Origin of the sequence: Pleurocapsa sp. FMAR1, from assembly GCF_963665995.1 — a bacterium.
Lineage (GTDB): Bacteria > Cyanobacteriota > Cyanobacteriia > Cyanobacteriales > Xenococcaceae > Waterburya.
The window spans coordinates 4,761,027-4,773,975 of the sequence record NZ_OY762512.1 but is presented as its reverse complement, the minus strand read 5'-3'; the positions used below and the strand labels follow the sequence as shown (position 1 = coordinate 4,773,975).

Sequence of the window (12,949 nt, the reverse complement as noted above, 5' to 3'; positions counted from 1 at the left end):
GCAATTGCTAGCCTCTGCTTCTATGGATTTGAATAACCCATAGAAGAAAGCCTGTTAGAACTCCAGTCGCTGATATTCAGCAACGGAGGCTGATGCAGGTCTGGCTCTTTGCCCAGCCCAATCTCTTAGGGCTGTTACCTGCTCAGTCATTGTTCGAGACAGAGGTAAGGTAGCTTTTATGGCAGCGATAATATCTAACTGCGTAAACTCCCTGTCTTGAGCAAAAGCATCGTACATCGCGGCGATGATCCCTTGCTCAATCTCTGCACCCGAAAAACCATCTGATACCTTGGTTAACTGTTCAATATCGAAGCGAGTGATATCTGAACGTCTTTTTCCAAGATGAATTTGAAAAATATCTTGTCTTTCAGCGGAATTAGGTAAATCTACAAAAAATATTTCGTCAAATCTTCCTTTTCTTAAAAACTCTCCAGGCAATCTTTCTACCCTATTTGCCGTAGCCATAACAAATACAGGAGATTTCTTCTCCTGCATCCAGGTTAGAAAAGAGCCAAATATGCGCCCAGAAGTACCGCCATCGGAATCGCCTGAACCTCCACCGCCTGAAAAAGCTTTATCTAGTTCGTCAATAAATAAAATTACAGGAGAAATAGATTCTGCGGTCTTAAGTGCGTTACGGAGGTTAGCTTCAGAGCGACCAACCGTTGAACCATCATAAACTCTACCCATGTCTAAACGTAGTAAGGGTAGACCCCAAAGACGGGACGTAGTTTTGGCAATTAAAGATTTACCACAGCCAGGAATACCAAGAATTAGCATTCCTTTGGGTTGAGGAAGACCATATTCTCTAGCTCTTTCTGTAAAGGCATTAGAACGTTGTCTCAGCCAACCTTTAAGCTCTTCTAAGCCACCAACAGAATTTATAGTTTCGTCTTCTTCAATATATTCTAAAATTCCGTTACGACGAATTAACTGCTTCTTCTCAGAAAGAACAATGTCAACTTCACTTTCTGTTAAACGACCAGCCTTCACCTGTGCCTTACGGTACACTTTTTCAGCTTCATCTTTGGTCAAACCCAAGGCAGCTTTGAGTAACTTTTCTCTGGTTTCAGTATCTATATTGCTTTTCTTGCCTTTAGACAATCTAGCAGAAAGTACCTGATTAAGTTCTGCTAAGTTAGGCAAAGGATAGTCTAATACTACAGCCTCTTTCTCCAATTCTATTGGCAGTGTCTGTACGGGAGACATTAAGATAATAACTTTATCTGAATCTTTAAAATCGGCGATCGCGTCTCTTAGCCATCTAGTAATAACTGGTCCATCTATAAATGGATGCAAATCTTTAAATATATAAACCCCTGCCTCTTTTTGTCTGATTGTCCATTCAATGGCTGCTTCGGGAGAAACTGTATTGTGCTGCGTTGCCTGACGCGACTGACCATATTCAACCATTCCGCGAGTTACAGTCCAAACAAACACCTTTCTGTATTCAGCATTGTCCTTTGCGATCTTAGAAACCGCTTGCTCCGCACGCTCTTCTTCGGGCGTGATGAGGTAGATTAACGGATATTGAGCCTGTACGAGAATATTTAGCTCTTCTTTCATAATTCGACCCTGCTGAAATTTATTCCTTAATAGCCTTTCCCTACTGCTACCAACTAGTCTTCTCTACAAACAGGAGACTAGCTCTTCATTAGATTCGTCAGCACTTTTTGCTTTACCAGTTACCTTAAGAGCGATTTCATCATTTACTACCGCTTCTTGATTATTTAAAGACATCACTTTTCCATTTCGCATTACCATTGGCTCTTCGCATTCTGGACAAAAATGAACCTGGTGGGTTTTTCCCTGGCTTGAAGCTTCTATCTCCTCTATCTTGTCAGGATACTGCATATAAAAAGCGAGCGCCTTCTCTACAAGAGCCGACATAGACTCTGTGTCTATAGCTGCCTTGATCTTTAACTTTTTGTGCAGTTCTGGAGGTATATATAGAGTTACTTTCTGCTTACTTTGCATATCATTATGTTTAATAATTACCCAGGTATATATGTCAATTTACCTACTTAGAATTATTCTGTCAAGATGCTAAGACGGTTTGACGGTAATATTGTTACACAACTTAATAAAGGCTACTTTCGCTCAAATTAATCTTGGCAATTAGTTAGAGTACTCAAGCTCAAAACAATATCATCAATCGCTTGAACAACAGGAGAACTAGGTTGACTAGTTGATTGATTAGTAATGATGCTAAAAACGAGAGTGCCATATTCTGGGTGATCGATATAACCAGACAAAGCTCTTACTCCTCTAAGAGTTCCAGTTTTTGCCCTTACTGTGCCTTCTGCGGTAGTATGGCGCAAGCGATTTTTTAAAGTGCCGCTAATTCCTGCCACAGGGAGAGAAGCCAAAAAAACATCATTACCTCGTGCATAAGACATGGCTCTTAAAGTAGACACTAGAGTTCTGGGGGTTGCCAAATTATTATGGGATAAGCCAGACCCGTCCCGCAGACGATAGCCATTAGCATCAATCCCTAAATTTGTTAAAGCTTGCTCAACCGAAGAGAAGCCACCTACGTGAGCCAGTAGCACATTTGCATAAGCATTATTACTTTTCTGGTTAGTAACAGTAATCCAATCCCGAATGGACGTAGATTCAATTTGCTCGTTAAGACTAAATTTCTGTAAAGCAGCAGCAGTAACCAGTAGCTTAATATTTGAAGCAGGAACCATATAAGAATCGGGATTATGACTATATATATTTGTTCCTCCTAAAGATTGAACTAAAATAGCCCATTTGCCCTTATCAATGTCTGGACGTTCAATAATTTGGTTGATTACTGGCTCAATTTGATTAGAGCAAATACCTGAAGTATCATTTCTAGGCAGAGTAACAGGAATCTCAATTGAATTCAAACTATCACGACTAATGGCTGTATCAGCAAAAACAGGTAACAGTGAAAAAATAGTAGTCAAACTAAGAAAGCTGGCGGAGAAGAAGGCGCATTGAGACAAAGATATAAATTTCATAGATTGATTGTTAAACTTTGTTAAACCTAAAAAAGCAGTTTAAATAACCGCCAAATCTCAGAAGGTGTGGTATTGTAGTGCTGCTTGATTCGACTAGTTATTTTGATACTCTAAATAATTGAATAGCAATGTAAATCCAGTTTTAAAGATCGATTATCTTGTTTGGCAAGCAAGTTGTCACTTCGGAGAATAGACTGATTGTGAAAGTCGAGAACATCTTCTTTTCCAGGTTTTAATCGATCAATAATAGATTCGTCAAGACAATGTACCTGTATTTTCTGATTTAGACATTTACTTGACCATAAATACAAGCAATCAAATCAAAATCAAATTTATAGGCTTGATGAAGATGTTGGCAAAGCTTTTGTAAAAGGGTTCACAAATTAGGGGAAATATTTGTATATTTGAGATGTCGCAGTTGTTACAAAACAAAATATGTAACAATCGAGATAAAAAGCTGGACGGTAATAATACTATTTCAAGATTAATTGGTAAAGCATTAGCTAAATCAAGCAAATCTTTCAAATATAAAATATAGTATTGTAATTACTTAAACAGCTTATGGTTACTAATTACAGTCCAAAAAACACAAACTATTAGCCCGTAGATTTATTTTTATTCTTGACTTATGCTCATGAAAACATCTGCTAATAACTTGTCTTATATTTCTGATAAGGTAAAAAACATTCCTCGCAAGCTAAAGCGAGAATTTTATAAATTACCTCTCTTACAGACGATACAGGAACAAGCATATCAAAATGCCCTTAAAACTTATGCTCAGTTTTTACCTGAACTTGATGACCAAGGTCTTTCAATTGTGAAAACTTTGCGGGAAGAAGGCTCTTGCATGATTCATTTAGAGGATTTAGCATTGCCTTCAACAGAGGAAATGATGCGAACAGCATTGTCTTTGGCAAACAATCTTCAAAATCCACTATCTAATGCACATTCGAGCAATAGCTGTGAAGTTGGCTCTAGTCAAGAAGATTTAAGAGAATTTCTGGAAATATTATTTTGGGCATTAGAGCCGAAACTACTGAATATAATTGAAAATTATGTTGGATTGCCGATACTGTATCAGTTTTTTGCGATGCGTAGAAGCATTGCCGATGGTAAACCCTCAGGTGTTAGACGATGGCATATTGATTTTGAAGATCGTTGCACTATCAAAATAATTATTTATCTTAATGATGTAGTTGCTGGAGGTGGCCCTTATGAATACATTAGTCGCAGCTTAACCACCCAAGCAGTTAAGAAACTAAATTATGATAATTCAGGCTATGTATCTGATGAAAAAATGGCAACGGCAGTAGCAAAATCAGATTGGACTACTTGTTTAGCTAAAAAAGGAACTGTCATCATTAGTGATACTGCTAGTGTTTTTCATCGCGCTCAACCTCCTACCTTGGACGAACGTTTTTCAATAACTTTCTGCTATACATCCACTAATCCTCAAGTAGTTTGGAATGGTAGAGAAATCTCTCCAGAACAGTGGGAGATTATTGATAGCACTATCAATCAAAGACAAAAAAACTGCTTAGATCAAAAACGCCTGGCTAAGTTTATGTAAACGCTGATGTTTTAGATCTGTTTTTGCGAACAACTATAGTAAGATCTTTATCAAAAATAGACTCCCTAAAGCAGAGAATAAATTCTCTGTCTAACAGAAAAAATCCGTTTAAACGGACTTAAGATTTCAGCCAACTCGCGAGTTGATTTCTTGGTACATTAGATTCAGAATGAAATAGTCTCTCTAAAGGGTTAGACATCAAAAAGCATTCTCTTGCTAGGTCAGCGTCAATGCGCCTTTGTCTTGCGCTTTGCTTCGGCGCGAGGTTTTTTCTCATTTCCACCCACCCTAGATCCCCCAAATTTACAGGTATACGAACCTTTAGCTAAAGTATTTTGGTAAACTGGTTATGGAATCATAACCAGCATTAGATAAAGCGATCGCAACTCGGTCATTATTTTTCCTCAAGCCTTCATAATGAAAGAATACTTGTCCACTTAAATGGCGATCGCGATTAGCTTTGATACACTTAATTAAATCTTTAGTGCTAACATCTTTGCCATTAGCAGTAAAGGCAATTCCTGGGGCAAATTTGGCTAATGAATCGCCCTTAAAAGTCTGACATATTTTTTTTACTTCTTGACTGTAGCCCAAGAAATTAGGGCGATATATCTGGGGATGAATAATGTCAACCAAACCCTTGGCTATCCAAGCTGGAGAATCTTGCAGCAAGTTGCTCAAACAAAAAGGATATACCGCAGGAGATAAAGAGACAATTACTTGGGGTTTAATTGCTTTAACTTCTTGATATACATTAGCCAAAAAGTCAGTAAGTTTATCTGCACGCCACTTTAGCCAAAGTCGATCTTGAAAATTGCTGGGTGGTTGTTTATTAAAGGCTGTTTGATATTGCTTGATAGTATCGCGATCGTAGCCAGAATTTACAGGGGAAGCAGGAAGGCGATCGCATCCTTGGATTCCATCTACACTATAATTACTGACAATTTCAGTGATGATTGACAGCATAAACTGCTGCACTTGGGGGTTAAAAGCATTCATCCAGGTTAAGCCACCCTGTCTTACCCCTGCGCCATCTTTATCTATAGCTTGCCATTGAGGGTATTGTTTTAAAATATGCCCTCCGTCGATCAGATGAGAAGCAGCAAAGCCATATTCTAGCCAGGGAATAACTTTAATGTTGCGCTGATGAGCCTCTATAATGATTTCTGCTAAAGGATCTCGTTGCTGTTGTTCGTAAAAAGGCTCGATGGCGGGTAAATTATATTTACTCATTACCTGACTTGGATAAAGAGTGTAACCCCGATTCCAAACCACAGGAAAAATTAAATTAAATCCATAGGCTTGTAAAAAATCCATCGCCTTGGCAATATTTTCCCGTGACTCTAAAACTCGACTATGAGGACGATTAGCAATCCAAACTCCGCGTATTTCTGACATTAGGTTTGATTAGCAAAATATATAGCTGAAATTACTATTAAGCCTAATAAAAATAAGGGTACTATGAGAGGGTCGCTCATAAAGATGTCATGCTATTAAGTAAGTTAGACATTTTGAATACTTTTTAGATAGTAGATATTTTAATAACTCGATCGTAAACTAAATTTATTGGCGAGAGTTAAATTGATATTCAAGCCATCCCTTTTGTAAGCCGATAGCAAAAAAACGCAGTCAACAATCGTAAAACTATCTTACGAAGGAACAAAAAAACTATCAGCAGTAGTAACAATAAGCTGTAAGTAAGTAAATATTTTAAAAAAAGCTATGACTACCACTTTTTCTCCTTCCAATCTTGAGTCTATATTAGGTAACGAAACCGACGACTTACTAACTTATAAGGCAAAAGTGTCTCAAGATATGCTGCACCTGCCTGGAGGTGACTTTGTTGAGCGCATTTTTATCAATAGCGATCGCAACTCTCAAGTGCTTCGCAGTCTGCAACAGCTATATTCTAGTGGGAGGCTAGCGAATACTGGCTATATGTCTATTTTACCTGTAGACCAGGGAATAGAGCATTCTGCGGCAGCTTCCTTTGCCCCCAACCCAATCTATTTCGACCCCGAAAACATCGTTAAATTGGCTCTAGAAAGTGGCTGTAATGCTGTTGCCACTACTTTAGGGGTATTAGGCATGATGTCCCGCAAATACGCCCACCGTATTCCTTTTATCGCCAAACTCAACCATAACGAGTTGCTTACCTACCCCAACCCGTCAGATGAAATTATGTTTGGTAGCGTTGAGCAAGCATGGAATTTGGGTGCTGTTGCTGTAGGTGCAACTATTTATTTTGGTTCGCCAGAATCATCTCGCCAGATACAAGAAGTCAGCAAAGCCTTTGCTCAGGCACATAAATTAGGTATGGCAACTATTCTCTGGTGTTATCTGCGCAATGACGCTTTCAAACAGGATAAAGACTATCATTTAGCAGCAGACCTTACAGGACAAGCAAATCACCTAGGTGTAACCATCGAAGCCGATATTATTAAGCAAAAACTGCCTGAATGTAACGGTGGTTATGCCGCAGTTGCCAAAGCTACAGGCGAAAAATACGGTCGTACTGATGATTTAGTCTACAGTAAATTATCCAGCGATCATCCGATTGATTTGACTCGCTATCAAGTACTTAATTGTTATGCAGGGCGCAGTGGTTTGATCAATTCTGGAGGTTCTTCTGGAGATAGTGACTTTGCTGATGCCGTGCGTACTGCGGTAATTAACAAGCGGGCTGGCGGTTGTGGTTTGATTTCTGGCAGAAAAACTTTTCAACGTCCTATGGCAGAAGGGATCAAGTTGTTTCATGCTATACAGGATGTTTATTTGTCTGATGAGGTAACTATTGCTTAGGCGTTGTCGATCTAAATAGTATCGTAGGGTGGGCATTGCCGTAGCGCGATCGCGCGCTACAGATGATCATCGCCATGCCCACCGCAATTCTAAAGGTAAAATAATTTAATTATCTATAATTTGGTGGGCAAAAGGCTTTTCTAGTAATGTTTCTAGCTTTGAGTTATTTTTTGCCCACCCTACATCTAGTCATGGAACTAAACAGCGATTTTACTAAACGAGTTGTGCTACATGGCGAACAGTTACCATGGCAGCCTTCGCCAATGGCAGGAGTTGAACGCCGAATGCTTGACCGCATTGGCGAGGAAGTAGCCAGAGCGACCTCTATTGTCCGCTATGCACCTCATAGTAAGTTCTCATCTCACATACATGGTGGAGGAGAAGAATTTATCGTTTTAGAGGGGGTATTTCAAGATGAGCAGGGAAATTATCCCGCAGGTTCGTATATTCGTAACCCGCCTCAGTCTAATCATACTCCTGGTTCTGAACCAGGCTGTACGATTTTTGTAAAACTGTGGCAGTTTGATTTACAAGATCGTACAAGTGTAAGAATTGATGTTCATCAAATGTCTGCCATAAGTGATCCTCAACGTCCTGGTGTTTTAGTAACGCCACTGTTTAAAGATAAACGGGAAGAGGTTCGTATCGAAGAATGGCAAACTGACACGGAAGTTGTGATTGATGCTCCTAATGGTGCAGAGTTATTTGTGCTAGAAGGAAGTATAAGCGAGGGTAAAGATAATTTTCACCCTCAATCTTGGTTACGAGTTCCAATCAACAGTCAGATAGTTGCTAAAGCAGGTGCAAATGGCGCAAAAGTTTGGCTAAAAACAGGACACTTACCTTTTGTATCTGCGCCAAAAGCTACTTAAATAAAGTTAATAATAGTAAATTTTTAATAGGTAAATTATTTTTTTGCTTTGGGAGCAAACATATCCAAAGCTGCCTGATTTTTTTGCTTGTCGGCTGACCAAAACTTACTCAATTCAAATAATTCCTTGGTATTTATTTGTAAATCTTCTGTGGGAAATTTATACATAGCCTCAATCACTGTCCAACCATCAGATTGGTCGGGGTTATCTGCTGCTCCAATCAAAGAAGAACGAATCGCATAAAAACCATTTCGTTGAGGATGAGTTTTAATTGCTGTACCAAGTTCTTGCAAAAACTTTTCGCCTTCAGGAGTATTGGTAAACTGATACATTTCAACGCGATCGCTCTCGAAACGATTGCTCAACCAGTATTTTAGCTGGATTAAATCCTCTTTCTTTAAAAACTTAGAATACATACGAAGCTCTTGGGTCATTTCTCCTGTGGCGGCATATTTTTCTAAAGATTCTACGGATATTTTGCCGTTAAAAGGACCATAAATTAATTTTACCTTTTCAGCACTGAAGGCAGGTTGTGCTATTAATATGAGACTTGATAGACCCAAACTAATACTAATTAAGTTTTTGGAAATATATGAATGACTAATTAAGCAGTTTAATGGCATCTGTATTTTTTGAAAATAATAATATCAGTTGATTATAAACAGTTAAAAACATCTATTTTTAGCTGTTCAGTAGTCCTTTTATAACAGTTTTTATTTCGATTAACGATAGTTGAAATTACGTTTTATAAGATCTTTACTTATACTTTGTAAGTAAATATTTGTAGTTTATAAAACAGGAACTATTAAAAGCGGGTGTCAATAAACACTTGACAATTGTTTAATTTGTTAAACCCCTGGAAACTCCTATAATCTGGATAGACCTAATTTCGAGAAGCACTATGAACCAATCCAATGAATCCCTGCGTACCCTGGCTGTAGACATCGGTGGTAGCGGAATTAAAGTAATGGTATTGGACACAAAAGGTAATCCCATAAGCGATCGCCAGCGCCTAAAAACACCCAATCCTGCTAAACCTAAAGATGTGATCGATACAATCCTGACTCTGGCAAAAGAGCAAGAATTTGACCGTGTTTCAGTGGGTTTTCCTGGAGTTGTGCAAAATGGTTTGATTAAAACTGCTGTTAATCTAGACGATGACTGGCTACAGTATGATTTGGCTACCAGCTTGACTCAATTACTAACTAAGCCCGTAAAAGTAGCTAATGATGCGGATATTCAAGGGTTTGGAGCAATTTCAGGTCAGGGTGTAGAGCTAGTAATTACCTTGGGAACAGGATTTGGTTCAGCTTTGTTTATTAATGGCAGACTAGTACCTAATTTAGAGATGGGACATCATCCTTTTCGTAAAGGAGAAACCTACGAAGAACAGTTGGGTAGAGCAACTTTGGACAAAGAAGGTGTAAAGAAATGGAATAATCGTTTACAAAAAGCGATCGCCCATTTAGGTCATCTTTTTAACTATGACATTCTCTATATCGGTGGAGGAGAAACAGACAACATCAAGTTTGATTTACCTAGCAACGCCAAGATTATTCCTAATATACTGGGGTTACTTGGAGGTATTAAACTTTGGAATTGAACAATGATCGTCGATCATTGATTACTACTCCAATTGATAGGTAAAGATGTATCCTGGACATCATTATCGCTATTAAGATGAACTTCGGTTTCTTGATCCAATACCGCTTCGACGCGATCGTATATTTCCTGAGCTTCTTCTAAGGAATTGCCAATACTTGTTAAGCCGAGTTTGCCATACTCAGATAATGCGCCCATGAGATGAAACACTGTCCCAGTGCGACTACTGCTATCAAAATGGAGTCTTTTTTGAGCAATAATATCCATCAAGTCATCGGGTAATAATCCTCGATACTGCTCTTTTTGCAGGTTATCCGTGGCAATATAATATTTTTCTTGATTTTGCTGGCTTAAAAATTTTCCTGTATCGTAATCAAAAGCACCGTTGGTTAATAATCTTAGAGTCATAAAGGGATGAGTTGTACCGCCTTTGCGTAGATTAATTTCGATCGCCTCGATATCCCATTTTTTTGTTTCAGGGTGCTGTACGGCAATAAAATCTACACTGTAGCGTTCTATCGCTCCCTTGGCTGCCAAAGCTTCTCCCACCCTTAAGCCTAGCTCTTGTAATTCACAGCGATAGTCGGCATCAGCGGGAAAATAACACCCTTCATATGCCTGTCCATGCTCACCACCCAAAATCTGATCGTGGGTAGAGACAATTTCTACTTCCCCCGATGGTCTAATGTAACCTTGAACGCTAGGCGATCGCTTTACTTCTCCTTCGACAAAAGCCTCGACAATTGCGCCTAATTCAGGAATACGCGCCGAAAAAGTTGACCAGGTTTCTCCTACACCCTGAAATTTCATACTGGCTAACTGTTTAGTTAAAACATCAATAGTTTTAGGGCGATCGCCTCGATCGGGAGCGTAATCTTGAATTGGTCTAAGATCTAGTAAAGCATTACCCTCTCCTGAAAAGCCTTCGTTTAGCTTGACTACAATTCGTTTTAAGTCTGGTTGTCTCTGCCACAAACCAAATAGTTCCTCAACCAAATCTGCTACATTGGTGACAGTGTAGCTACCGTCTGGATGGGGAATACCCGCTTCGGCAAAGATTTTACGGCTGCCGTTTTTTGAACCCCAGCTAAGTACCTCTGGAGAAGCTGCCAGCAGAGGAATACCTAACTTTAAAGATAGTTGCTGTTCTAAATCCGTAGAGTTATAGCAAACCATGTAAGATTTATTAGGACGTAAGGCACGCCCTATTTTGGCTACTAGACGAGGACGCTCTAAAATCTTCTGGGTTAGGGGTTTGAGCGAACCATCATAGGTGCTAATTAACAACAGGCGATCGCGAGCATGGGAAAATGGTATTCCTGGTAGTAGTTGCAAATAATAGTCAATGACTATAGGACACAAGGGTAATGCTGTAATATAAATTACCCGCGTTAAAGGATTGCGTAAGCGGATCAAAGAAAAAAGTAGTCTTTCTTCGTAGTGCAAAAACCCTGCTATCTTATCCCCAACCTGCTGATCGACGCTAAAAGAAGGAATAACTAAAATATCGTAGTCATCCTGATCGAAAATATCAACACTTTGCCAAAGTTCACCTTCTACATGAGATTTTGTCCATTCTCGTAGCTGATTCTGTAGCCTTCTAAACCTCGCGGCTGATTCAGGATGAGATGTGTCTACCATATTTACTGCAAGTAGCTATACTTTCGGAAAAAAACTCTAAGGATTATAGTAGCAAGCTAAGAATAATAATTTTCAATCTGTTTTTAAGAATTAACAACTCCTAAACCTAGTTTTCTAATTATTTGACTAAAACATTAGATATTAAGTAGCCTGTTCTATTTTACTTATTAGCACGTAGTAAGTATAAATAGACACTTTTTAACCATGCTTGAAAGAATTTGATAACAAAATATACCTCACTTGTAATGGCATAATCTGATACATAATCTGATATTTTTGCTTGATGCGGATTATAAAATTAACTAGCATGAGTTTAATATATGTAGATTCACTACACATATTTTCTCAAGGTAAAAGCTCAAAATTGCTGTTTAACTTACTGCTCAAAATATTTTCTCTGTCTTAAAGAAACTTTACGTATGGCTAGTAAAACAGTTGGTTAGATTTAAAATAAATCAACAAATTTTAGAATAAATTATTGTTCTAAGCTTTAGTCATTAAGTTTTATAAGCTTTGACATTATTGAGGGTATAAATTAGCAGTAATCTAGAAGCATTAGAAATTAGATGCAGATTAGAGTTTTCCCATGCTTAACAAAATTTTATATGCCGACTCTGGTGCAGAAAACGCTCAAGATATGCTCAAGATATTGTTAGAGCTTCCCACTGCAAAAAGTTCTCAAGTATCAATATTGCGGGTAGTTTCTTCTAAAACAAGTCAAGAAGAGTCTGACGCACAGGAGCAAGCTAAATCTAAAATAGATAATTTGATCGCCAAATTAGGCATAGATCATAGTCAAGTAAATATTAGGGTTGAAGAAGGAGAGGCAAAAACTACCGTTCTCAAGGTAGCTCAGGAAATAGATGCCGACCTAATAATTATGGGATCGCGGGGTTTAGGTAAACTACAGTCTATCTTGAGTAACTCTGTAAGCCAGTATGTTTTTCAACTAACCGATCGCTCTATGCTGTTGGTAAAAGACGACATCTACATCAAAAAGCTCAAGCGGGTAATGATCGCCATCGATAAATCCCCTGCCGCACAATATGCCTTGGACGTTACTTTATCTTTGTTGCAAGGCTATAAAGACGCAGAGATATTTTTAACCCGCGTTAATCCAGATCTCGATCCTAATCTCAATTTATCAAAAGAAGATATGGAAAACAATCCTATCTTAGCTCCCGCGATCGCCAAAGTCAAAAGAATGGGACTTGATTATCGATGCTTAGTTACAGGAGGTAGACCCGCTCAGAAAATTTGTAGTTTGGCAGAAGCTAGAAATATTGATTTGCTGGTTTTAGGCTCTCCCGAACGCCGTCCTTCAATTGCCAAAAATCTCCCTGATATAGAACGTTTATTAGGTAGTTCTTTATCTGATTACATTCGGATTAAAGCTCCTTGTCCTGTGTTATTAGCCAGACAAGAATATGATTAGACTTCTTACACAAAATTTAGGATGAGTTTTGTTTCTG

General features: G+C 38.6%; 11 protein-coding genes. 5 read left to right on the top strand and 6 right to left on the bottom strand.

Features of this window, described 5'->3' with window-relative positions:
• Positions 1-54: 54 nt before the first annotated feature.
• The 3 genes from SLP02_RS23180 to dacB all read right to left on the bottom strand — a co-directional run bounded on the left by SLP02_RS23180 (position 55) and on the right by dacB (position 2,990).
• Entirely contained in the window at positions 55-1,566 is a 1,512-nt protein-coding gene (locus SLP02_RS23180; protein ID WP_319423089.1) for a stress-responsive protein Ycf46, read from the bottom strand.
• Between the two features lie 63 nt (positions 1,567-1,629).
• Positions 1,630-1,977 (bottom strand): hypothetical protein, encoded by a 348-nt coding sequence (locus SLP02_RS23175; RefSeq protein WP_319423088.1) that lies wholly within the window; start codon positions 1,975-1,977, stop codon positions 1,630-1,632.
• A 128-nt stretch (positions 1,978-2,105) separates the two neighbouring features.
• On the bottom strand, positions 2,106-2,990 hold the full coding sequence (gene dacB / locus SLP02_RS23170) for a D-alanyl-D-alanine carboxypeptidase/D-alanyl-D-alanine endopeptidase (protein ID WP_319423087.1): 885 nt from the start codon (positions 2,988-2,990) through the stop codon (positions 2,106-2,108).
• Positions 2,991-3,624: 634 nt separating this feature from the next.
• Here dacB and SLP02_RS23165 point away from each other — a divergent pair.
• On the top strand, positions 3,625-4,560 hold the full coding sequence (locus SLP02_RS23165; protein ID WP_319423086.1) for a hypothetical protein: 936 nt from the start codon (positions 3,625-3,627) through the stop codon (positions 4,558-4,560).
• A gap of 321 nt (positions 4,561-4,881) precedes the next feature.
• Here SLP02_RS23165 and SLP02_RS23160 read toward each other — a convergent pair whose 3' ends face one another.
• Positions 4,882-5,958, bottom strand: a complete 1,077-nt coding sequence (locus SLP02_RS23160) for a glycoside hydrolase family 10 protein (protein WP_319423085.1) — start codon at positions 5,956-5,958, stop codon at positions 4,882-4,884.
• 324 nt (positions 5,959-6,282) lie between these two features.
• On the opposite strand from SLP02_RS23160, the gene SLP02_RS23155 reads away from it, so the two are divergent.
• Both SLP02_RS23155 and SLP02_RS23150 read left to right on the top strand, forming a co-directional pair.
• Positions 6,283-7,362, top strand: coding sequence for a class I fructose-bisphosphate aldolase (locus tag SLP02_RS23155; protein WP_319423084.1), 1,080 nt, complete (start codon positions 6,283-6,285; stop codon positions 7,360-7,362).
• A gap of 191 nt (positions 7,363-7,553) precedes the next feature.
• The gene (locus tag SLP02_RS23150) at positions 7,554-8,234 is read left to right on the top strand and encodes a cupin domain-containing protein (RefSeq protein ID WP_413467422.1); all 681 of its coding nucleotides are present in this window, start codon (positions 7,554-7,556) and stop codon (positions 8,232-8,234) included.
• Positions 8,235-8,269: 35 nt separating this feature from the next.
• Here the strand turns inward: SLP02_RS23150 and SLP02_RS23145 are convergent, their stop codons facing one another.
• Positions 8,270-8,857: an alpha/beta hydrolase gene (locus SLP02_RS23145; protein ID WP_319423082.1), complete on the bottom strand. Its 588-nt coding sequence runs from the start codon at positions 8,855-8,857 to the stop codon at positions 8,270-8,272.
• Between the two features lie 278 nt (positions 8,858-9,135).
• Between SLP02_RS23145 and SLP02_RS23140 the strand changes: the two genes are divergently transcribed.
• A complete protein-coding gene (locus SLP02_RS23140; RefSeq protein ID WP_319423081.1) occupies positions 9,136-9,837 on the top strand; it encodes an ROK family protein in 702 nt (233 codons plus the stop codon).
• A gap of 14 nt (positions 9,838-9,851) precedes the next feature.
• On the opposite strand, the gene SLP02_RS23135 is transcribed toward SLP02_RS23140, so the two are convergent.
• Positions 9,852-11,477 carry a peptide ligase PGM1-related protein gene (locus SLP02_RS23135; protein WP_319423080.1) on the bottom strand — a complete coding sequence of 542 codons (1,626 nt, stop codon included), beginning with the start codon at positions 11,475-11,477 and terminating at the stop codon, positions 9,852-9,854.
• Positions 11,478-12,063: 586 nt separating this feature from the next.
• On the opposite strand from SLP02_RS23135, the gene SLP02_RS23130 reads away from it, so the two are divergent.
• Positions 12,064-12,912 carry a universal stress protein gene (locus tag SLP02_RS23130; RefSeq protein ID WP_319423079.1) on the top strand — a complete coding sequence of 283 codons (849 nt, stop codon included), beginning with the start codon at positions 12,064-12,066 and terminating at the stop codon, positions 12,910-12,912.
• The last annotated feature ends 37 nt before the right edge of the window (positions 12,913-12,949 follow it).

Bases quoted from the DNA above. Each gene is read 5' to 3' on its own strand.
- SLP02_RS23180 (WP_319423089.1), bottom strand. From the start codon at position 1,566: ATGAAAGAAGAGCTAAATATTCTCGTACAGGCTCAATATCCGTTAATC.
- SLP02_RS23175 (WP_319423088.1), bottom strand. From the start codon at position 1,977: ATGCAAAGTAAGCAGAAAGTAACTCTATATATACCTCCAGAACTGCAC.
- dacB (WP_319423087.1), bottom strand. From the start codon at position 2,990: ATGAAATTTATATCTTTGTCTCAATGCGCCTTCTTCTCCGCCAGCTTT.
- SLP02_RS23165 (WP_319423086.1), top strand. From the start codon at position 3,625: ATGAAAACATCTGCTAATAACTTGTCTTATATTTCTGATAAGGTAAAA.
- SLP02_RS23160 (WP_319423085.1), bottom strand. From the start codon at position 5,958: ATGTCAGAAATACGCGGAGTTTGGATTGCTAATCGTCCTCATAGTCGA.
- SLP02_RS23155 (WP_319423084.1), top strand. From the start codon at position 6,283: ATGACTACCACTTTTTCTCCTTCCAATCTTGAGTCTATATTAGGTAAC.
- SLP02_RS23150 (WP_413467422.1), top strand. From the start codon at position 7,554: ATGGAACTAAACAGCGATTTTACTAAACGAGTTGTGCTACATGGCGAA.
- SLP02_RS23145 (WP_319423082.1), bottom strand. From the start codon at position 8,857: ATGCCATTAAACTGCTTAATTAGTCATTCATATATTTCCAAAAACTTA.
- SLP02_RS23140 (WP_319423081.1), top strand. From the start codon at position 9,136: ATGAACCAATCCAATGAATCCCTGCGTACCCTGGCTGTAGACATCGGT.
- SLP02_RS23135 (WP_319423080.1), bottom strand. From the start codon at position 11,477: ATGGTAGACACATCTCATCCTGAATCAGCCGCGAGGTTTAGAAGGCTA.
- SLP02_RS23130 (WP_319423079.1), top strand. From the start codon at position 12,064: ATGCTTAACAAAATTTTATATGCCGACTCTGGTGCAGAAAACGCTCAA.